Here is a 22148-nt window from a genome sequence, read left to right as displayed (position 1 = left end):
GTTACGGGAAATACTCGAGTCATTATTCGAGACAAGACGACTGATACAGGCATCTTAAAAACAATATCAACGCGGACTCAAAACTTTTATCGATGAGCGATGGTGTATTATTCCTAAGGTGCTGGTTTGGAGGATTTATTTACAATGAATAATAGAGCATAATGAAATTGGTATCAGTATGATAAAGTCACAAATAAAAAGGATTTTACAATGTTTGAAATACTACCCAATTGGCATCCAATTTTAGTGCATTTTACTGTGGCGTTATTTACGTCTGCTTTTGGTTTCTATCTACTGACGTATATATCTAAATACACGCGTCTCGTTCCAAATAAAATGACGATAGAGTTTGAAATTGTAGCCCGGTGGTGTTTATGGTGCGCCGCTTTAGTAACGATATTGACCGTTCTTGCAGGGCTCTATGCTTATAATACCGTTAAACATGATGAACCAGCGCATTTGGCCATGATGAGTCATCGCAATTGGGCATTATCCACTGCTGTTGTGATGTGGCTCGTTGCAATTTGGTCTTTATGGCGCTATTACAAGCAAAAAGCAATGACCTTTTCGTTTCTTATTGCAATGTTTCTTGTTCAGGGACTGTTGCTTTCTACGGCCTGGCGTGGTGGTGAGTTGGTGTATCGTCACGGCTTGGGTGTTTTGTCTTTACCCAGCACAGATGGCGAAACCCAGCACCATCATGAGAAAAGCCCATGAACAACATCTCGATTAATTTTTAATCTTTTTCTTAATACGAATAAGCGAGCGCTCAGAATAATAAGGGAGAAAGGATTTTGGTGAAAAAAATAATGGTGTTTCTCACCAGTCTTTTGGTGATGACGAATGTATTTTCTGCACAGCGTGTTGTCAATTTAGATGTGGCGTACAAGACCGTTTATTTTGCTGGGAAACCGCGAGTAGCAATTGCAGTAAATAATCAAATTCCAGCACCCACACTACGTTTTAAGGAAGGCGATGAGGTTACTATTAATGTGTCCAATCATATGGATAAACCTACATCAATCCATTGGCATGGTGTGTTAGTTCCTTGGCAAATGGACGGGGTGGAACATGTAAGTCAAGAAGCGATTCCACCAGGAGGAGTGTTTCATTATCGGTTTGTGCTCAAACAATCAGGAACGTATTGGTACCATGCTCATGCAGAATTACAAGAGCAACAGGGCCTGTATGGAGCATTCGTCATCGATCCGATTAAGGCGCCTAAATACAAATACACGAAAGATTTTGTGGTGGTGTTATCGGATTGGAGCAATACCAAACCCGAACAGATTTTAAAAAATCTAAAAAAAGAAGGGGATTATTATTCCCCACGATTTCCGCTGCAGCCCTCTTTAGTGAAATTTATTCATGATTATAAAAAGGGCTCTGCAGATGAGCGTAAACAATTGTTTAATGATTATAAAATGATGCAACAAATGCGCATGAGTATTTATGATTTTAGCGACGTGGCTTATGATGCTTTTTTACTCAATGGTCAACCCAAATTCAAGCCTTGGACTGCTGTGGTGAAGAAAGGGGATGTGGTACGGTTGCGCTTTATTGGCGCCGGAGGAAGCACCATTTTTCGTGTGAAAATTCCAGGATCTGAAATGCAGATGGTGCAGGCACAAGGCAATGATGTGAGACCCTATGCTATTAAAGATTTTGCGATTGCATCCGGTGAAACTTATGATGTACTCGTTCCAATTGAAAAAAATAAACCTTATATTATTTATGCAGAATCTTTAGATACCGTAGGAGCTGCATATGGTGCGTTGGTTACATCTCCTCAACAAATTGTTGATTACCAAAAAGCTTCGCCCTTTCCCGAACCATTGCCTGTTAGCCGAGATATGATGGCTATGATGATGGGCAGGATGAATCAGGGTACTCTACCTCAAGTAATTAAATCATCTACTAAGAAAAAAGAGGGAACCAATTCTTCTAAGATGAAAATGAGTTCAATGTCTCATGAAGTGGGCAAGAAAAAACTACAAGTTAAGGAGGCAAATATTTCCTCTTCTATGTCCAACATGAAGATGGATTCCAACATGAAGATGGATTCCAACATGAAGATGGATTCCAACATGAAGATGGATTCCAACATGAAGATGGACTCCAACATGAAGATGGATTCCAACATGAAGATGGATTCCAACATGAAGATGGATTCCAACATGAAGATGGATTCCAACATGAAGATGGACTCCAACATGAAGATGGACTCCAACATGAAAATGGACTCCAACATGAAGATGGACTCCAACATGAAGATGGACTCCAGTATGAAGATGGATTCCAACATGAAGATGCCTACGGAGCCTACCATTATTGGAGACAAAATGGGTCCACAGAGCTCTTCTTACAAAACCTCATTGGGTACTAAATATCAACCGATGATTGCTGCAGTGAAAACGAATGATCCAAACACACCAGTAGCTCATGTGATTAATATGGAATTGTTCGGGTATATGGATCGATTTATTTGGTTCATCAACGGAGTGCCTGCTTATAAAGCAAAACCCATACGGTTAGATCCTGGGAAACGCTATCGATTTGTGTTTACCAATACATCCATGATGCATCATCCCATGCACATTCATGGTCATTGGTTTATTTTGCGTAAGGGAAATGATGCCTACGATCCTTTATTACATACGATTGATGTGCCACCAGGTGCTACGATAACGGCGGATGTCGATACGGATGCCAGTGGCCAGTGGTTTTTTCACTGCCATTTTCTTTATCACATGATGACCGGTATGTCTCGGGTGTTTCAGTACTCTACCTTAATAGACATTACAAAAGGTGAAAAGAAGCCGCAAGATATTATAAAACAAACTGCTTATTATAATCGCCCCATTGTGAGAATGGATGAAACGATGCCTATTGATACTTCTTTAGTGAAGCATCCGATGGTGCATCCTGCAGGTTTGTGGCGCGCCTCATTTATTGATGGCGGAGCCGATCCGTTTCATAATGCACAACGTCTTAATTATAAGGGTTTATATGGTCCTGATTACGATAAGCTGGAATTGTTTGTTAATGATGCAGAACTGTTGAAAGGGAAAGTCGAAAGTGCTGACATTGATATTTTTTATTGGCATTTAATCAGTCAGTTTTGGGCAATTAAAGCTGGGGCTAACTACACCAATAAGCCAGCAAATACTCCTTATTGGCAACCAGGTATTGGTATTGAAGGATTAATGCCTTATTTTATCGATACCAACCTTCGAGGTTATTACTATAACGGCAGTGCTAAACTTGATTTGGAATTATCACGAGATACTCAAATTACCAATAATTTTTTCATTAGGGCAGGGGTACGCAGTATTCTGGCGTCAAAGACAGTTATTCAAGCGAATATCGGAAATGGGCTTAATCAAATGCGCTATATTGTCAGGCCTTATTATCGTATAGCCCCTGGATTAAATATTAATGTGGAGTATGAACATGAGCAAAATTATGGTGCCTTTAAAAACATACAAATAATTAATGGGGAAGCAGCCAGTCAAGATACGATAACTTTTGGTCTTACTGTACTACTGTAAGAAAGGAGCTGCCATTTATTCTTGGAATTTTTTAACTGCGATTTCCTAGGGCAGAAACGGGTATAGTGTGCACTGTGGAGCGCACTATACTCCATTCCTAATTTATAAATTAATGTTAATTTAAAATGGATTATAAAGGTTTTTAAATAGGATGGTGGCATTATGCAGAATAATTATTTTGACAGGCTTCTTATCAGAGATTGGTATTAATTCATCTTTTTCTCACGCCAAGGATACAATGAGTCCAGTAGGAAGCTTTGTACAGGCAACAAAGGCAAATAAGCTCATTAAAGTCATTGCTTTTGATACGATGCGCTTTAGTTTTTCGGAAAAACCAAAGCTACATGATGGCGAAAACTGCGCTGAGGAGCCAAACGGCTAAAAACGAAAATTGGCGCATGATGCAAAGTCCTGACTCACCGAAAATCAGCAACTCATCCCAATTAGTAGGACATCTACATGTATTGCCCTCCATTAATATCAAGATTGGCACCTGTAATAAACCCGGATTCTGAAGAAGACAAGAACGCCACGGCATTGGCAATCTCTTGCGGCGTGCCTAAACGGCCTACTGGAATGTGTGTAATGATAGACTTTAATATGTCCTCTTTCATCGCACAAAGCATCGGCGTTTCAATGTAGCCTGGAGAGATGGTATTCACCGTAATTCCTTTACTTGCCACTTCCTGGGCTAAGCTTTTGCTAAAACCAAATAAGGCTGCTTTGGTGGCTGCATAATTACATTGACCAAATTGCCCCTTGCGTCCATTAATTGATGAAATGCTAATAATTCGACCACATCCTTGCTCAAGCATGTTAGGTAACACATTGCGCGTCATATTAAAGACACTGGTCAAATTAGCATCAATAACCTGTTGCCATTGTAATGAAGTCATTTTTTTTAAGGTCGTATCACAGGTGATGCCCGCATTATTGACTAAAACATCGATGCGTCCATAGCGCTCCTTCAATAAATCGGTGAGTTTTTCACAATCAGCAAATTGAGTGGTATCACCATAGAGGATATCTACATCATAACCTGCCTCTCTCTGACTTTCTTGCCATCGTTTTGCTTCGTCATGTTTGCCATTTTTAAAATAACATGCAATGACTTGGTAATCAGCCGCAAGGCGCTGGCATATGGCAGAACCTATCCCACCTGTACCTCCTGTTACCACTGCTGTCATTCGTTTCATAAACAACTCCTTTGTTTTGAATGGTTATTCATTTTCGGATAAGAAAATAAATGAATTGTTAAGTAACCTCAACTTCTTCGGCCTGTAAACCTTTCTGGTCTTTGCTAATTTTAAATAAAACACGAGCTCCTTCAAAAAGGTTTTTAAAGCCACTCCCTTGAATGGCACTAAAATGAACAAAATAATCTTTGCCGCTGCTCTCAATAAAGCCAAATCCTTTGTCTTTATTAAACCATTTTACCCTTCCGCGTATTTTATCGGTCATCTCAATCATCCTAATGATAAAAAGTAGTACGGATTTACCCTTGCTCCAAAGCATTTAATCGTATTCGCGCACTAGCATTTCCTTGCTGAGCGGCTTTTCGAAGCCACTTCATCGCTTCAGTATCATTTTTCTCAACTCCTACCCCATCATGGTATACGGCAGCAAGGGCATACTGGGCTTCGGGAAACCCCCGTTCCGCTGCCCTGCGAAAATAGGCAACGGCTTTCGAATCATTTTGAGCAACACCTTTACCCGTGATGTATTTCACCCCAAGATTGTACTCGGCAACTAAATCTCCTTGTTGTGCTGCCTGCTTAAACCACTTAACCGCATCCACATCACTTTGCTGAATGCCTCGTCCAGTAGAGAACATAATCGCAAGGCTGCGTTGAGCCAAAACATTTCCTTGTTCTGCCGCTTTACGAAACCATGTCACGGCGTTTGCATCGTCTTGCTCAATCCCCAAGCCCTCTGCATACCGTGTACCTAAGTTGAATTGCGCTAAAGCCAATCCTTGTTGTGCCGCTTTACTAATCCACTGTGTTGCTTCAAGTTCATTTTGCTGGACCCCTTTACCCTGTGCATACATGAAGCCAAGATGAAGTTGAGCCATCTTCTCCCCTTGTACTGCTGCCTTTCGAAACCATGAGAAGGCTTCCGTATCACTTTGTTGTACTCCTTTTCCATCAACATACATTGCTGCAAGATCAAGTTGCGCGATAGGCTCTCCTTGCTGCGCTGCTTTGCGAAACCACGCAAACGCTTTAGTATAATTTTGTTTTATCCCCTTACCCATGCCATACATGAGGCCTAGATTGCGTTGCGCTATCGGTAATCCTTGATGTGCTGCTTTACGAAACCATGTCACTGCTTCGCTTTCATTTTTTGCGACCCCTTTTCCAGTAACACACATCACACCAAGATTTAGCTGGGCTATGACATCCCCTTGTTCCGCTGCTTTACGAAAATATACAGCGGCTTTCAGATCGCTTTGCGGTACGCCTTTACCGAATGCGTACATAATGCCAAGGTTACGTTGCGCCACGGGTAATCCATGTTTGGCAGCTTGGCGAAAGCGCTTCACGGCTTCAACGTTATTTTTGGGTGCCTCATGACCTACGGCATAAGCTACGCCACGATCATTTAAAAGAGAGAACGTTTCATTGATGGTTTTGTCCTCATCAATAGGATGTTGGGATGCAGTAATTGATTCTGCATAAGTATTTACAGGAACAATGGATGTCAATAGTAATAAAACTAAATAAAAATAATGGGTTCGCATTTCATCGTGGCCTTCTCATTAAGAGCATAAATTGTATAATAAGCAAGAGAAGATTGCTCTACTAACCTACCGAATTTTATCAAAACATTCGGTTAACCATCAATCTCATTGAACCTCAACAAAATGATGAGTTGCTTCAATGCGATCAACAAATTATCTCATTGCTAACACCAATATTCTCCATTGTTTTCTATGATAACGGACAATAAACCGAATGATTCATGGTATTCAATTGTTTGATTGTGAGCATTATTTGTGAAGAGTATCGATAGGCACTTCTTTCAATAGAATGGATGCTAATCTCCGTATGTCGATTTAGGCTCCATGTATGGAATCGTTTAATCAAGGTTTGATGTTTTTCAAACACAACAACATTAGCATTTAATTTGTCCCCTTCGCTTTTAAGAAAATTGACATCATCGTTTTTGAGATTTTTTCCAATCCCCATGAGCGTTGAAGTGTCATACCGTGTACATCCTTGCCTGATATTTTTCCCAGAAACTTACAATCATTTAAATGCTGAGTATTTTTGTCATAGAGAATAGTGATGTTTTTAGCACCTGGCTCTACATGTCTTGGCACGCAACCCATTATGGTGCCTGTTATAATAAAAAGGGTAATTAAACAAATAGCTTTATTCATAAGTAACTCCTTACAAAGTCCAACTTCTTCAGCAACCGCCGCCTGGGACCATCGACTGCAGTATTTAAAAAAACAGTCAGATAACTTTTTTGTCATTCATTATTTATTATATTTTCTTTGCTGCCAAAGTAGATAAACCACTGGAATAACAATCAAAGTAAGTACGGTTGCACTGAGCATGCCTCCAACCATTGGGGCCGCAATGCGTCTCATCACTTCAGAGCCTGTACCGCTTAATAGCATGATCGGTAATAGACCACCGATAATTGCTGTGACCGTCATTATTTTTGGGCGAAGCCTAAGCAGGGCTCCTGCCACTACCGCATCAAAAACATCTGCTTGAGTCAGGGCACGCTGTTGCTGTAACGCCTCAAGCCTTACTTTTTCCAAAGCTTGATTAAGAAATACGAGCATGATGACTCCGGTTTCTGCGGCCACCCCAGCTAAAGCAATAAACCCAATGCCCACTGCGACAGATAGGTGATAGCCTAATAAATATAAAAGCCAAACCCCACCAACTAATGCTAAGGGCAATGTTCCTAAGATAATCAAGACTTCGCCTAAGCGACCAAAATTAAGGTATAACAGAAAAGCAATAATTGCTAAGGTTAAAGGTGCAACTAAAGTGAGACGTTGTTTGGCACGTTCTAAGTATTCATATTGACCAGACCAGGTTAATGAATAACCTGCTGGTAGTTTTACTTGGCTCTGAACGGCATTTTGTGCTTCTTGAACATAAGAGCCTAAATCGCGTCCGGCGATATCAATATATACCCACCCATTAAGCCGTGCATTTTCACTGCGAATCATGTCAGGTCCTTCTGTAATCGAGACAGAAGCGACTTCACTTAACGGAATCGTGGCACCTGTAGGTGTGACAATAGGCAGTAAACGAAGTTTTTCTAAAGAGTCACGAATGTCACGCGGATAGCGCAGGTTCACAGGATAACGTTCTCGTCCTTCAATCGTTTGAGTTACATTCATGCCACCAACAGCTGTTTCAATAATTTCTTGAATGTCTTCAATATTTAATCCATAACGGGCCGCTTTAAGGCGGTTAATGTCAATAAAGATGTAATGACTGCTTGCGACTCGCTCTGCAAAAACAGACGTGGTACCAGGTATGCTTTTTAAGATACTTTCGAGTTGTTCTCCAATAGATTGAATGGTGTTTAAGTCAGGACCTGCAATTTTAATCCCCACAGGAGTTTTTATTCCTGTGGCTAACATGTCAATGCGAGTTTTGATCGGCATGACCCAAGCGTTCGACAGTCCAGGCAACTTAAGGCGTAAAGACAGTTCCTCGCGTAACTTGTCCATGGTCAAACCTGGGCGCCATTCATCTTTGGGCTTAAATTGAATGGTTGTTTCAACCATCGATAAGGGGGCTGGGTCGGTTGCAGTTTCTGCTCTGCCTATTTTACCAAATACTGTTTTGACCTCCGGAATAGTCGCGATGAGTTTATCCGTCTGTTGCAGCAGTTGTTGTGCCTTGCCGATGGAAATCCCCGGGAATGTTGTTGGCATATAGAGCAAATCCCCTTCATCCAGTTCGGGCATAAACTCATTACCCAGATAATGAAAGGGTAAAAAACCCAGAACAACAATCAGAGTGGCTCCGGCTAAAACCATTTTTGGAGCATTTAAACTGGCGTGTAACACGGGTTGATAAAGGGCTAGCAAGAAACGGTTAACCGGATTTTCATGTTCTTGTCTGATTTTGCCTCGAATGAGATATCCCATAAGTGCGGGGACTAAAGTAATGGAGAGCATTGCAGCAGCGGCCATGGCATAGGTTTTGGTATAGGCAAGAGGCGCGAATAATCGTCCTTCTTGCGCTTGCAAGGTGAACACGGGTAGAAAACTAATGGTAATAATCAGTAAGGAAAAAAATAAAGGAGGTCCAACCTCGAGAGCTGCTTGCTCCATGATGTGCCAGCGATTCATTTCTGTAAGAACGTTATGTTCAAGATGTTTATGGGCGTTTTCAATCATGACAATCGCGGCATCAACCATAGCACCAATGGCTATGGCAATACCTCCTAGAGACATGATGTTGGCATTAATGCCTTGAAGGTGCATGACCATTAGCGCCAATAAAATGCCAATAGGAAGGCTTATGACAATAATTAATGAAGAACGAAAATGAAATAAAAAGACAACACAAATGAGCGAAACAACAATAAATTCCTCAATCAATTTGTCTTTTAAAGTATTAATGGCACGTTGAATTAAGTTGGCGCGATCATACGTTGTAATAATCTCTACCCCTTTGGGTAAACTGGCTTGCAATAGCTTTAGTTTTTCTTTGACATGGGCTATGGTTTGCATGGCGTTTTGCCCAAAACGCATGACGATAATGCCGCCTACAGCTTCACCTTGACCATTGAGTTCGGTGATACCCCGGCGCATTTGTGGGCCTAACTGCACCTGAGCGACTTCTTGTAATAAGATAGGAATGCCATTTTTGCCAAGTCCCACTGGAATTTGTTCCATATCTTTTATGGAGTTTAGATACCCTTTAGCACGTATCATGTATTCGGCTTCTCCTACTTCAATGGCAGAGCCTCCTGCTTCACGATTACCACGCACAATGGCTTGTTTGACTTGTGCAAGAGTTAATCCGTAGGCGCGTAAACGATCGGGATCTAAAGTTATTTGATATTGCTTAACCATTCCTCCTGCGGTGGCTACTTCAGCCACACCGGGTACTTTTTGTAATTCGTATTTTAAAAACCAATTTTGTAAACTGGTTAATTGTGCGAGATCACGAGTTCCTGTGCGATCGACTAATGCATATTCGTACACCCAGCCCACACCGGTTGCATCAGGACCTAAAGAGGGTTGGGCTCCCGGAGGCAGACGATTGGCAATTTGACTTAGATATTCCAAAACGCGAGAGCGAGCCCAATACAAATCAACTCCATCTTGGAAAATAACATACACATAAGACACCCCAAAACCGGATTCACCTCGTACAGTCACAGCACCGGGTACTGAGAGCATCGCGGTAGTTAAGGGATAAGTCACTTGATCTTCAACTATTTGAGGGGCTTGTCCCGGAAACTCCGTTTTTAAGATGACTTGCACATCAGACAAATCAGGAATGGCATCGACTACAGTATGTTTCACTGTATAAATGCCGCCGAGTATGAGCATGCCGGTCATCAGTAAAGTTAAAAAGCGATTTTTAATAGACCAGCGAATAATGGCAGCTATCATTTAGAGTGATCGTCCTTGGGTAGTTTTTTTATCTTCGTAATCATAAAATCAGTGTTCTTTTTTTCTAAATCAAATTGAATTAAGTCTCCGATTTTAAAATCATCCAACACAATTTCTGGTGACACTGGAAAATTCATTTTCATTGCAGGCCAATTTAAAGTAGGTATGGCATCGTGCTGTATCGTTAAAGAATGCTTGGTTGGGTTCACTTCTTTTATAGTTCCCAATCCCCTAATTATTGTATCCGCTGATGCAGCAGATACTTGGTCACTCATGTTCTTTTTAGGTGTTTGTAGCCGTTCAAGTCCAGTTTTTAAATTAGATTCGGAGTCCAGAAGAAATTGCCCGGAGATGACTACCTCCTCCCCACGCTTTAGTCCTGAGATAATTTCCACTTGATTTTCTGCTTCCATCCCTATTGTTACAGGGCGGACTTCAAATCGTCCTTGACCTAAGGCAACAATCACTCGATCGCCTTGACTATTTCTAATTAATGCCTCAAGGGGAATATTGAGCACATTGGTTTTAGGTTGTGTCAGAATGACAATACTGACATACATATTAGGTTTTAACTGGCCATCCGGATTTTCAAAGCGAAATCTGACTTTAACAGTGCGGGTTGTGGGATCTAATTGCGGATAAATATACTCTACAGCACCTTTCCATTGTTGTTGTGGAAAAGCAGATATTTTTGCTGTTGCACAGTCGCCGATATGGACCCAATTGGCTTGTTCTTCAAAAATCTGGGCAATCATCCATACACTAGCGAGGTCTACAAGACTCATCATCTCCGTATCGGGGGTTACTCGCATGCCTTCACGAATATTCAGCTGGGCCACAATCCCCTCTTGAGGCGCATAGATAGCCACTAATTGATTGGCCTTGCGGGTTGTTTTGATTTCTTGAATTTGTTGTTCAGAGATGTGTAAGGCTTGTAATTTTTTATAGGATGCATTGATTAAGACAGGATTTTTACTTTCTAAAGCGATCAAATATTCTTCTTGAGCAGTGACCAACTGGGGAGAATAATATTGTAATAGGAGTTGGCCTTTTTTTACTGGTTCACCCATTGTTTTAACCACTAGGTTTTTTACCCAACCATCGGCATAAGTGTGAATGTGACCAATTTGATTCTCATTAGGCTCTACATAGCCTATGGTATCCATTGTTTTTGCTAAATTGGTTTGTACTACGGGCGCAAGGCGAATGCCTAAATTATTAATAACGGCAGGTGAGATGTGTACTGTTGCCTCATTCTGATGTTCCTCCGCATAGACAGGAGTTAACTCCATACCCATACGTGATGTTCCAGGTCCTGGGTAGTGAATGGTTGGCTCCATGGCATCAATCCAATACATGGGTTTTTTATCCTTTTGGGACACGGTGGTGTTAGTGGTCCATCGTCCAAGAACAACGCCTAGAATCAGAGTAATGAGTGCAAGAGCAATTAATTTTTTGTTCATGTTGGCGTTCCTTCGAGATAGAGCAAAGTCGCATGAGCTTTTAAGCGCTCTACTTGGAGTTGCATGTGTTCTAGTTGAATGGTTAATTCACTGCTGTAGGCGCGTAATACAGTGGTCAGTTCGGTTGTGGTATTTTGATAGGCGAGTAATGCAGCTTTGGCATTTTGTTTTGCTTCTGGAATTAATTGCTTATTGTATAAATGTTCGCGCTCTACAAGGTGTTCCCAAGTAGTATATTGTATGTTAAGCGATTGGAGTAAATCGCGATAATGGATGTGTCTGTCCATTTGGGTGGCATTTAATTTATTAAGGCTTGCATTGAGTTGGCGGTCTTGGCGGTTGGCGGTAAAAAAGGGTAAATCCATAGTGACTTGAGCCGTCAGCATATCAGAGCGCGGCGTTCCATCGGGCATCCTGCCTTGGGTTTTACCGCATATCCAGCCCAAACTGGCAATGAATATCTTACTCCTTTTTTATCTTGTAGTTATTAGCTAAATTATCTAATGCTTCACCTGTTACTCGATAAACAGTCCATTCATCCATGGCTTTAGCACCTAAACTTTTATAAAAATTAATAGCCGTTTCATTCCAATCTAATACCCACCATTCTAATCGGCCGCAATTTCTATCTTTAGCTAGTTGAGCTAAATAAGCTAACATAATTTTTCCAATTCCTTGTCCGCGAGCTTCTGGTTTGACGTAGAGATCCTCCAAATAAATCCCGGGTCTGCCCAAAAAAGTGGAAAAATTATGGAAAAATAAAGCAAAACCAACTGGTTGGTCATTAAAATACCCTATAATTACTTCCGCATGAGAGTGCTTACCAAATAGGGTTTCTTGCAATAGTTCCTCAGTTGCTACAATCCCATGAAGCAATTGCTCGTATTCAGCTAATTCTTTAATAAATTGCAGAATTAAAGAGACATCGTCAATTGTTGCGAATTTAATTTTAATATTGTGATTCATTTTCAACCTGTAAGTTGTTTACTTTACGGATATAAGTGGATAATGATAAATACTTTCCATAGCCTAAATGGGTCGCAATAATTTTTTGTATGGGGACCCCTAATTGATGAAGATGCAATATTTTATCTTTGTCTTGATCATACATTGAAGTTTGAATTACTCCTTTAGGTTTCCCAAGTTTAATTCCCTTAGCTGCTCTTGCTTTTAATCCTTCTTTGGTTCTTTCCGAAATAAAATCTCTCTCTAACTCCGCAAGCATAGAAAAAATAGTAATTAGAACTTTATTTGCCACATTGTTTTTAGCAGCTGGATTTAAATCAAGAGCTTGCTTAATAAGAATTAGTCTTGCTTGTTTATCCTCGATAATCGTTTCTATTGTATTAAGTGTTTCCTTAATTGAACGTCCTAACCGTGATAATTCTGAGGCAATAACAATGTCACTTGGTGCTAATTTATTTAATAACTCATCAATTCGACGCTGAGCAGTAGACTTTCGCGAAGACATTTCTAACTCTATCCACTCATCCACCATCAGTTTTTGATCAATGCAATATCGACTGATACTATTTTTCTGACTATCAACACTTTGATCTTGAGTACTTACCCGAACATATCCATAAATCATACAAATTTTATCCAATTTTTGTGTTTTTTGTATTAAGGTTATTTTTATACATAACACCATAGATTTTATTATCGTTTACCACGCACCTTAATGATATAATTTCTCGCCCAATAAAACGAGCGTTAAAAGAATTAAATTTGATGTCCTGGATGTACCTTAATGGCAAAGCTTGAAATACTGACCCCATCAGAACAAACTATTTTCAATGCTCCACCAAATTTTTCCCAAGATGAACAAAATAAATATTTTTGTTTACCACCAGAGTTAGCGGTCTGGCTGAAAAGCGTGGATAGCGTCACCAATAAAGCTGGATTTATTTTATTGTTTGGGTATTGCTTGGCAGGAGCGCGATTCTACCAGCCAAGACAATTTTATGAATCTGATCTCAAGGTCATATGCTACCAATACGGCTTTGACAGCAATGAGGTGCAATTAACAAAATATAATCAGCGGACATTTAATTACCATAAACAGATAATTCGGGAATATCTAGCGATAAAACCCTTTGATGAAGAGGCAAAAACATTGTTCAGGGAGAGCATCCATGATCGCGTTGCTCGTCGTTACCCACCAAAACAGATTTTACAGGATGTATTCGATCTTTTGAAAGCCAGGCGTATTGAGATCCCTCGTTATAATCGATTTGCCCTAAGCATCACAGAGATAATCAGTGATTATGATAAACATCTGGTTCATTTGATTGAGGATCAATTATCCGATGGTCACAAAATCAGTATGGATGCTCTTCTAAAAATAGATGATGCGGATTCTTCAACCATAGCCAGACTTAAAACCATCAGTCACTCAAGAAAGCCAAAGGAGATTAAGAAAAGTATCGAGGATTTTCAACTAATCCAAAGTATTTATAACAGTGTTAGTCCCTTGCTCGATAGACTAAATCTGCACAATGACACCGTCAAGCATTATGCAACCTGGGTTCGCAAGGCTAGTCTGTTTCAGATTAATCAGCTTCATCCTGATAAACGCTATCTCCATATCATTTGTTTTCTGGTTCATCAATATCAGTTAAGACAGGATAATTTTGCAGATATTTTACTCAACTGTGTGAAGGCAACAGAAAACGCCGCTACAAAAAATGAAAAGGAACAGATCTTTAAACAGAAAGACCAGCAAAAGGAAACCCTGCAATTATTATCAGATGCAAGAATATCCTATAAGGCTCAACTGAAAAAAATTGAAAAGCTGGCAACATCACCTGTTTTAAGTGATTCAGAGAAAGTTCAGCAAATCAGGCAATTGCTGGAGGACTATCACCAGCACCTGGAAATCTACCCACCGGAACCAAAACTGGATGAATATACAAAACAGGCACTTGATGAAATGAATGCACAGAACTATTACCAGATACTGGAGGATTTGTCCCTTAAATTACAGAACAGAGTGGCTGATATCTTGCGCAATATTGCATTTGATATCCCGGAAAATCAGGATATTCCTGCCATTTTAGTAGCCATCAAACACTATCAGGCTAAAACAGGGAATGTGGGGAAAGAGGCGCCAGTCAGCTTTTTATCTGAAAATGAGCAGGCTGCACTTTATTCCAGTGAAGGTAAATTCAGGGTATCTCTTTATAAGGTTCTGCTGTATTTTTACACGGCAGATACTTTAAAGGCAGGTGTTATCAGTTTGAAACCAGCCTATCGCTATCTGTCACTGGAAAATTATTTACACCCCAAAGAACATTGGCAGGCTAACAGGAGCAGGTTACTGGAAGAAGCAGGGTTACTCGATTTTGCAGACATTGATCAATTAATGGAAACTCTTCAAAAAAAGCTCCACGGGGCATACCATAAAACTAATCGCCGTATCAAGGCAGACAAAAATCCTCACATCAAATTTGATTCAAAGGGACGAATGGTTCTGGCAACACCCAAAGTCGAAAAAATAAATACGCAGTCGGTATCTTCTCTGTTTGCTGATCAGAAATATACATCGATATTAAAAATATTGAGTGATATTCAGCGGTTAACTGGTTACCTTGATTGCTTTCGCCATCACAGCGTTAAAGACAAGAGGATCTTGCCCAAAACATCTATATTTTATGCATCGATTTTAGGAATGGGATGCAACATTGGCATCAGCAAGATGGCCAATGTCTCCAAAGGGATTACGGAAGATGCTCTGGAAAACTTTGTAAACTGGCACATGAGTCTTGATAATATTAACGCAGCCAATCAATGCATTCTTGATCTGCTCGGCAAGCTATCATTAGCCAGCATCTATCAAAAAAGTCCTGGTGAATTACATACATCCAGCGATGGACGAAAAGTCAGCGTAGTTGTTGAGTCATTGAACTCCAATAAATCATTCAAATATTTTGGCAGCGGTTCAGGATCTACTCTTTACAGCTTTATTGATGAGCTAAACCGCCTGTTTTATACTACGTCCATCAGTAGTTCTGAACGAGAAGCAGCTTATGTCGCCGATGGATTATTACATAATCTTTCGATCAAGAGCACAATCCATTCCACTGATACACATGGTTATTCTGAAGCAATTTTTGGGATATTGAACATGCTGGGGATTTATTTTGCACCCAGAATTAAAGGTCTGAAGAAAGCCACTCTGTACAGCTTTAACTCCAGAAGTACTTATGAAACCAGCGGATATAAAATACTTCCGCATCGCTATATTGACACTGATTTAATTAAAACCCATTGGGATGATATTTTGCGTTTGATGGTTACGATTAAACTTAAAGCCACAACGGCATCACAACTGTTCAAGCGTCTCAGTTCATATTCTAAACAACATCCATTGTACTGCGCCATAAAGGAATTTGGACGGATTATTAAAAGTCTGTTTATTCTTCGATATATTGATGATGTGGAATTACGACAGGCTGTTGAAAAACAGTTAAATCGTATTGAGCTATCGAATAAATTCTCAAAAGCCATTCTGTTTGGTAACAACCAGGAAATTCAATACAGCAGTAAGGAGGAACAAGAAATGGTTGTTGGTTGCCAGCGCTTAATCCAGAATGCAATTGTATTATGGAATGAGCTATACCTTTCGCAAAAATTGACTCTGTTAGAGGATGAAGTAAGCAGGAAAGCACTACTAACCATTATTCGCAATGGATCGACTTTAATCTGGCATTATGTCAATTTGCATGGGGAATATGATTTTACTCAGGATATCGAAGAGCAGGGCATGCTATTCGATATGGACAAAATATTGGCACTTAAAGTCGCTTAGCTATCTCATTGCCAGTTTGGGCTGGATATGCGGTAAAACCCAATAATAGAGAAATTATATGTGAAATTAGTTCATTTAATTCTTTTTGCTGGAATTTTTACATTATTTTTACGGAAGAAGCTGTAATACTATAATAAATCTTCCTAAACACTGTGACACCTAATGTTCTACTTTATTATCACCATACCTTTTTTATTAGTTATCTTAAAACTTCTACTAACCAATATACTTGTTCCCCATTTCAAGAAAAAAGAGCTAAAAAAACAGTTAAGTCAGAATACAGATTGGTCAAGAATAGAAAAAAGGATTGGGATTTTGGAGACACTTTACAAAAAAGCTCGTGCAAAATCCTCTTCGATAAGGTATCGATTATTACATTTGATTCAAGATAAGGAGTTTATTTATGGAGAAATCGATTTTTTGTCGTTTTATACCATTCTTGAGCGAGCCACCCCTTCCACTCAGGATATTTTTTTTGACTTAGGTTCGGGCTCGGGAAAAGCAGTATTGAGCACTATGTTATTTTTTAATGTTAACAAATCTATTGGTATTGAGTTGTTGCCACCTCTGTATGAGCAATCGAATACCCTGCTTAAAAAGGCAATTCAACGATTTCAACAACTTGATGTTGAGAAAGAATACCTATCTCAAATGGAGCGCATTCAATTTATCAATGACAGTTTTTTACATTACGATTTTGGGGATGCTAGTATTATTTATGTGGCAGCCACTTGTCTTACTGATGCGACCTGGAATGAATTAATTTCAAAGATGGCTTGTCTAAAATCAGGAAGTCGAATTATTGTGGCCACTCGAATAATACATCATGAACAATTTGAACTTATTTATCAGGGCGTAGAATTAATGAGTTGGGGGCTATGTCCAGTTAGAATATATAAAATCATACACTAAACCGTTTGGCTGAATACAGCCCATAGGAAGTATAACTGAGAAGGAGTACTCCATAAACCAAACTCATTCCAGGAACAGCGAAATTACCGCATCGCATAAAAAAGAATAAAACCAAGGTAGGTGTTGCAGCTACAGCTAATAGACGACATGTGGCTTTAAATGGGAGTTTAAAGCTGAAAAAAATATCAGAAAACAACTGCACCAGTGCAGACAGTAAAAGTAACATAACCTCAAAAAAACCAAAATAAAATAAAATTATGCAAGGAAAAATAAGGATTTGCATCAACGTATTTAATCTGGAAATCCCAGTGGAATGAATCCACTCTTCGCCAGAGAGTATTCCATTAAGCCCTTTGTCAAAAGTACGTATATAAATGGGGTTGCCAATGTTGCTTTTAACCAAACCTAAAAACTGTTTATAGCTAGGCGGTCTTAAAATCATTTTATTTTTGGTGATTAAAACCGTGAGTTGAGGGTATGCCTGATTCATATCAGACACTGCTCCTGTCGTATCGATTATTGAAACCACTTCTCCCTTGTTGTTTTTTATTAAATAGGGCATAGGTTGATCGTAAGTGATCTCGCCATTTTGCATGGTCAGTAGCGGGAGTGACTGTATGGGGAATAGAATCTCCTCCTTAAAAAAATGATTAAATTCCACGATTACCCGTCCAGATAAAGGAATGGCTCCCAAAATAATGAGGAATAAAAGATACCCCAGACCCAATCCCTGCCAACGCTTCACCACATCGGAATATAAAACAGAAGAATAGAACGAAGTGTAAAGAGCTTTACTATATTGTGATAAAGCAAAAAACCAATGATATAATCGTTCGTACATTAGTACCTCTTGGAGAATACTATCATTAGCTGTATTTTCCTGTATAACCAGCTCATGATGAGATATTTATTTTCTAATTGAAGTATCAACCTTTTTCTCCGATAGAAACATTTCGAGAACGTAAGTACAGATACAACGTAGTTTTAGAAATATCTAACTGTTCAGCAATTTGTTTAACAGGGATGGTTCCATTTTTATAAAGAGCTTCAGCAATAGCCGCTTTTTCCATTGCTGATTTTGACATGCCCTTGGGTCTTCCTCCTTTTCTTCCTCGAGCTCGAGCTGATTTTAACCCCGCTTGAGTTCGCTCTCGGATTAATTCACGTTCAAACTCTGCCAATGTTGCGAAAATACCAAATATCATCCGTCCCTGGGCAGTTGATGTATCAATTGGATCGTTCAGACTTATTAAGCCAACTTTTTTTTCAATCAATTTATTGGTTAAGTGAATAAGGTGAGCCAGATTCCTGCCAAGTCTATCCAGTTTCCAAATAACCAGGGTGTCATCTTCCCGAATGTTACGCATAATTTCTTCAAGCACTGGTCTTGCCGTTTTTGCACCACTGGCAATTTCTTCATGAATTTGATCACAACCGGCTTTTTTTAATGCATCCACCTGCATGGACAAAGATTGATCTCTAGTTGAAACGCGCGCATATCCAATTTTCATACAGTTTAGTCCATTTTACTAATAGAAAAACAATATTTTGAACCAAGATTTACTGAACCGCTTTATCTTACTAAAAATCAGCGTACAATGCGACCTTTGTTGACTAAAAAATTAGTTCACCCAAACCTCCGTTTTTTTGAACCAAAATATGTCCCTGAAAAATCGGTTGCAATTACTTACCGACGCAGAAATTGAAGATCTTTATGCTCGCCCAGAGTTTAATGCTGGCGAACGTGAGCTGTATTTTTCATTGAGTAGGGACGAGCTTACTGCGTTGAAGCAATATTCAACGACAAAAACACGGGTTGCCTTTATTCTGCAGCTTGCTTATTTTAAGGCCAAGCACCAATTTTTTACATTCACTTTTGACGATGTTCGCACTGATGTTGATTATATCCTTGAACGGTATTACAAAATAAAAAATGCCATTTTACCAAGCAGCATTACCAGGCAAAGTTTGAATCAGCAAAAAAACGTTATTCTAAACTTATTTGGTTATCAGGACTGGTCACCAAGGCAAGCTGGTTTAGTTGAAGCTCATCTCTGTGAATTGTTACGCTATTATCCAAAAGGTCACGATACATTTCGGCAATTGCTGGTTTATTTTGATAATCAAAAAATACTATTGCCAACCTATCGCAGTTTGCAAGATCTGTTTACCCAAGCATTTTCAAAAGAAAATGAACGGCTGGGCAAACTAATACTAGCAATCCCGCAAGCGCAACAAGACCAATTATCAAATTTGATTAATCGAGAGGATGGGCTCACTAAACTCAATGTCATTCGTGCCGATCAGAAAAGTTTTAAATATTCCTCCATCAAAGAAGAAGCAGCCAAAGCAGCAGAAATCCTGAGCTTATATAAATTTGCAAAGGAATTTATGCCAACCCTTCAGCTGTCCAAAAATGCCATTCGATATTATGCTGATTTGGCTGAACAGTATGCTGCCTCTCGATTACGACGACTTAATATAACGCAGCAATGGCTGCAAGCATTATGCTTTGTTTACCACCGCTATCACCAAATCATGGATAATTTGATAACAAGCTTTATGTTTCATATCAGAGCTATACTGGCTGATGCTACAAAACATGTCGATAAAGCACTGGCGGAATATAATGCAAGCCTAGTTGTTGATCTACCCAAATTAGCTCGTTTTATGAAATGGTTTCCCAATCGCAAATATGGCCTTAGCCATGAAGAATTAAATCATGAAGCCTATAAGATTTTACCAGAAAAGCAGTTTCCTATCATTGCAGAGTATTTAGTGGGTAGCACTTTTGACAAAAAGGCTGCCAGGAGAGATTTTTATTTGGAATCATCCCGTCTCTTCGCCCTTTATCTGCGCCCCGTATTACTCAATGTCTCGTTTGACTATTATAAAGAAGACAGCGACATCATGGACTTTATCGAGTTAATGAAAAATCATTACAGCCGAAAAAAAGGCCCATCGTCCTTTAAACTCCCCAAAGAGATGCAGGATTCTATTTCAAAAACCATGTTGCCTTATTTGAAAAAGAATGCGGATGATGAACATGTAGATCCCCATTTATTTGAATTTTTTGTGTATCAAAAGATGTATCGCCGTTTGGATAAAGGATTACTCTGTTGCAATGACAGTGTGTCCTACTGTGATATCGATCATGATTTGGTTAGTGAAAGCTTGGTGGATGATGCCGAAAAAATTGCTACCGAGTTTGGCTATCTGAAAATTCCAATCTATTGTGACCAACGATTAGATGACGCAGTAAATGAGCTAAACAGTGCATGGGATAAGACCACCGGTCGTATTCGTCGTGGTGAAAACTTAGCATTCAACATTAAAGAAACTAAATCGGGAGAACAAGACTGGAGTTTGAGTTATGACAGTGTTGAAAAACTTGATGACAGTTTTTTTAAAACACTGCCACAAGTTGAAATTCCAGATATTATGATGCACATGGGGGATCGTACCGATATGTGGAGTGTGTTTACCCACATGAAAACGCGATATAATGTAAAAGTAAAACCTACCAAAACTGCTGTCAATGCATGTATCCTCTCAAATGCTTTCGGTATTAGCACTGAAAAAATGGCCGAAATGTCTGATCTGAAATTTAATCTATTACGTTCAACTCAAGAAGACTATATTCGAATTGACACAATGTGCCCTGCAAATGATAAGGCAAGTAACCTTGTACACTCACTGCCTATTTTCAAGTTATGGGACTTGATCGATAATAAAATACTGGGGGATGCTGATGGGCAAAAACTGGCGACTAGCGAAAGCACTATTCAATCACGGTATTCAAAAAAATACCTTGGGAAAGCACCGGGCATTTCTGTTTATACATTAATAGCGAATTTTGTTGCAGTTAATGCTAAAAATATCGGGTTAAATGAGTACGAAGGGCACTCACTTTATGACCTAATTAATGGAAATAAGACAGACATTAATATTGATATGGTGACTGGCGATAATCATTCGCTTAATCAACTCAATTTTGTTATCTTGGATTCCATAGACGTTGATTATGTACCAAGCATCAAGGATATAAAAGAAGCAGCTCGTGATTTGTATTCTGTTAAGCCGATTAGTGATTACTCAGGTATTATTCAACCCAAAGGGATCATTAATATACCCTTGATTAAATCTCAGAAACGAGGCATCTTGCGGGTTCTTCTTTCATTACTGTTGCAAGAAAATACCCAAAGCACCCTTGTTAAAAAGATAAATTCATATGCACGTTATTCCAATCTAAAGAAAGCGTTATTTGAATATAACAAGCTCTTAAAAAGCATCCATGTTCTAAATTTAATTGATAACATGGCGCTGAGAAAAGCCATACGAACAGCAAGGAATCGAACGGAAGCCTATCATCAATTACAGGGACTCATTAGAAAAATATACCGAGGCGTTTTCAAAGGGAAGAAAATAGTTGCTAATCGCATCAGTGCTCATGCAGTAAGGCTTGTTGCAAATTGTATCATTGCGTACAACAGCGTTATTTTGAACATGGTATATGAACAAATGCTTGCAGGTGGTGTTAGTCAGGATATTATTGAAAAATTTGCAAGAATATCTCCCATTGCCTGGGCGCACATTGCGTTTACTGGCAAATACAATTTTAAAAAGAGTAATGGTGTAATTGACATAAAAGCTATGGTGAACGCTCTCGAAAAACACCTAAAGGCATCCTTTTGGAAGGACGACTAATTCAGGATTAACACTTTTGGTGGTTATTCCACACGACCCCAAATACGGTTCATAAAACTTTATGGTAAAGAAATAAAAATGCTACTTATATGGGTAGG

Annotated in this window: 17 protein-coding genes; 6 read left to right on the top strand and 11 right to left on the bottom strand. The window is 39.4% G+C overall.

Features of this window, described 5'->3' with window-relative positions; all coding sequences use genetic code 11:
• Positions 1-210: 210 nt before the first annotated feature.
• From Lste_RS00815 to Lste_RS19040, 3 genes are all read left to right on the top strand, one after another.
• Positions 211-717 (top strand): DUF2231 domain-containing protein, encoded by a 507-nt coding sequence (locus Lste_RS00815; protein ID WP_058509189.1) that lies wholly within the window; start codon positions 211-213, stop codon positions 715-717.
• Between the two features lie 92 nt (positions 718-809).
• Positions 810-3551, top strand: a complete 2742-nt coding sequence (locus tag Lste_RS00810) for a multicopper oxidase domain-containing protein (RefSeq protein ID WP_083503886.1) — start codon at positions 810-812, stop codon at positions 3549-3551.
• Positions 3552-3789: 238 nt separating this feature from the next.
• Positions 3790-3933, top strand: a complete 144-nt coding sequence (locus Lste_RS19040) for a hypothetical protein (RefSeq protein ID WP_157070674.1) — start codon at positions 3790-3792, stop codon at positions 3931-3933.
• 73 nt (positions 3934-4006) lie between these two features.
• Here Lste_RS19040 and phbB read toward each other — a convergent pair whose 3' ends face one another.
• The 9 genes from phbB to Lste_RS00760 form a co-directional block, all read right to left on the bottom strand.
• Entirely contained in the window at positions 4007-4747 is a 741-nt protein-coding gene (gene phbB / locus Lste_RS00800) for an acetoacetyl-CoA reductase (RefSeq protein ID WP_058509186.1), read from the bottom strand.
• 58 nt (positions 4748-4805) lie between these two features.
• Positions 4806-5012, bottom strand: coding sequence for a cold-shock protein (locus Lste_RS00795; protein ID WP_058509185.1), 207 nt, complete (start codon positions 5010-5012; stop codon positions 4806-4808).
• Positions 5013-5046: 34 nt separating this feature from the next.
• Entirely contained in the window at positions 5047-6294 is a 1248-nt protein-coding gene (locus Lste_RS00790; RefSeq protein ID WP_058509184.1) for a tetratricopeptide repeat protein, read from the bottom strand.
• Positions 6295-6675: 381 nt separating this feature from the next.
• Entirely contained in the window at positions 6676-6936 is a 261-nt protein-coding gene (locus Lste_RS00785) for a DUF4156 domain-containing protein (protein WP_058509183.1), read from the bottom strand.
• A 99-nt stretch (positions 6937-7035) separates the two neighbouring features.
• Positions 7036-10158: an efflux RND transporter permease subunit gene (locus tag Lste_RS00780; RefSeq protein ID WP_058509182.1), complete on the bottom strand. Its 3123-nt coding sequence runs from the start codon at positions 10156-10158 to the stop codon at positions 7036-7038.
• A complete protein-coding gene (locus tag Lste_RS00775; protein WP_080454164.1) occupies positions 10155-11621 on the bottom strand; it encodes an efflux RND transporter periplasmic adaptor subunit in 1467 nt (488 codons plus the stop codon). The genes Lste_RS00780 and Lste_RS00775 overlap by 4 nt, the downstream gene beginning before the upstream one ends.
• Entirely contained in the window at positions 11618-12034 is a 417-nt protein-coding gene (locus Lste_RS00770) for a TolC family protein (protein WP_083503885.1), read from the bottom strand. The genes Lste_RS00775 and Lste_RS00770 overlap by 4 nt, the downstream gene beginning before the upstream one ends.
• 49 nt (positions 12035-12083) lie before the next feature.
• Positions 12084-12587, bottom strand: coding sequence for a GNAT family N-acetyltransferase (locus Lste_RS00765; RefSeq protein WP_058509181.1), 504 nt, complete (start codon positions 12585-12587; stop codon positions 12084-12086).
• Positions 12571-13212, bottom strand: a complete 642-nt coding sequence (locus Lste_RS00760) for a recombinase family protein (protein WP_058509210.1) — start codon at positions 13210-13212, stop codon at positions 12571-12573. The genes Lste_RS00765 and Lste_RS00760 overlap by 17 nt, the downstream gene beginning before the upstream one ends.
• A 159-nt stretch (positions 13213-13371) precedes the next feature.
• Here Lste_RS00760 and Lste_RS18635 point away from each other — a divergent pair, with 159 nt between their 5' ends.
• Positions 13372-16431, top strand: coding sequence for a Tn3 family transposase (locus Lste_RS18635; RefSeq protein WP_058509180.1), 3060 nt, complete (start codon positions 13372-13374; stop codon positions 16429-16431).
• Between the two features lie 315 nt (positions 16432-16746).
• Positions 16747-17343 (top strand): class I SAM-dependent methyltransferase, encoded by a 597-nt coding sequence (locus Lste_RS00750; RefSeq protein ID WP_162264116.1) that lies wholly within the window; start codon positions 16747-16749, stop codon positions 17341-17343.
• Here Lste_RS00750 and Lste_RS00745 read toward each other — a convergent pair.
• Both Lste_RS00745 and Lste_RS00740 read right to left on the bottom strand, forming a co-directional pair.
• Positions 17333-18184, bottom strand: coding sequence for a DUF1189 family protein (locus Lste_RS00745; protein WP_058509178.1), 852 nt, complete (start codon positions 18182-18184; stop codon positions 17333-17335). The genes Lste_RS00750 and Lste_RS00745 overlap by 11 nt on opposite strands.
• A gap of 85 nt (positions 18185-18269) precedes the next feature.
• Complete coding sequence (locus Lste_RS00740) at positions 18270-18854, bottom strand: recombinase family protein (protein ID WP_058509177.1); 585 nt, start codon at positions 18852-18854, stop codon at positions 18270-18272.
• A gap of 148 nt (positions 18855-19002) precedes the next feature.
• Here Lste_RS00740 and Lste_RS00735 point away from each other — a divergent pair, with 148 nt between their 5' ends.
• Positions 19003-22050 (top strand): Tn3 family transposase, encoded by a 3048-nt coding sequence (locus Lste_RS00735; RefSeq protein ID WP_058509176.1) that lies wholly within the window; start codon positions 19003-19005, stop codon positions 22048-22050.
• Positions 22051-22148: the final 98 nt, after the last annotated feature.

Origin of the sequence: Legionella steelei, from assembly GCF_001468005.1 — a bacterium.
Lineage (GTDB): Bacteria > Pseudomonadota > Gammaproteobacteria > Legionellales > Legionellaceae > Legionella > Legionella steelei.
This window is presented reverse-complemented; position numbering and strand designations above follow the sequence as displayed.

Bases quoted from the DNA above. Each gene is read 5' to 3' on its own strand.
- Lste_RS00815 (WP_058509189.1), top strand. From the start codon at position 211: ATGTTTGAAATACTACCCAATTGGCATCCAATTTTAGTGCATTTTACT.
- Lste_RS00810 (WP_083503886.1), top strand. From the start codon at position 810: ATGGTGTTTCTCACCAGTCTTTTGGTGATGACGAATGTATTTTCTGCA.
- Lste_RS19040 (WP_157070674.1), top strand. From the start codon at position 3,790: ATGAGTCCAGTAGGAAGCTTTGTACAGGCAACAAAGGCAAATAAGCTC.
- phbB (WP_058509186.1), bottom strand. From the start codon at position 4,747: ATGAAACGAATGACAGCAGTGGTAACAGGAGGTACAGGTGGGATAGGT.
- Lste_RS00795 (WP_058509185.1), bottom strand. From the start codon at position 5,012: ATGACCGATAAAATACGCGGAAGGGTAAAATGGTTTAATAAAGACAAA.
- Lste_RS00790 (WP_058509184.1), bottom strand. From the start codon at position 6,294: ATGCGAACCCATTATTTTTATTTAGTTTTATTACTATTGACATCCATT.
- Lste_RS00785 (WP_058509183.1), bottom strand. From the start codon at position 6,936: ATGAATAAAGCTATTTGTTTAATTACCCTTTTTATTATAACAGGCACC.
- Lste_RS00780 (WP_058509182.1), bottom strand. From the start codon at position 10,158: ATGATAGCTGCCATTATTCGCTGGTCTATTAAAAATCGCTTTTTAACT.
- Lste_RS00775 (WP_080454164.1), bottom strand. From the start codon at position 11,621: ATGAACAAAAAATTAATTGCTCTTGCACTCATTACTCTGATTCTAGGC.
- Lste_RS00770 (WP_083503885.1), bottom strand. From the start codon at position 12,034: ATGCCCGATGGAACGCCGCGCTCTGATATGCTGACGGCTCAAGTCACT.
- Lste_RS00765 (WP_058509181.1), bottom strand. From the start codon at position 12,587: ATGAATCACAATATTAAAATTAAATTCGCAACAATTGACGATGTCTCT.
- Lste_RS00760 (WP_058509210.1), bottom strand. From the start codon at position 13,212: ATGATTTATGGATATGTTCGGGTAAGTACTCAAGATCAAAGTGTTGAT.
- Lste_RS18635 (WP_058509180.1), top strand. From the start codon at position 13,372: ATGGCAAAGCTTGAAATACTGACCCCATCAGAACAAACTATTTTCAAT.
- Lste_RS00745 (WP_058509178.1), bottom strand. From the start codon at position 18,184: ATGTACGAACGATTATATCATTGGTTTTTTGCTTTATCACAATATAGT.
- Lste_RS00740 (WP_058509177.1), bottom strand. From the start codon at position 18,854: ATGAAAATTGGATATGCGCGCGTTTCAACTAGAGATCAATCTTTGTCC.
- Lste_RS00735 (WP_058509176.1), top strand. From the start codon at position 19,003: ATGTCCCTGAAAAATCGGTTGCAATTACTTACCGACGCAGAAATTGAA.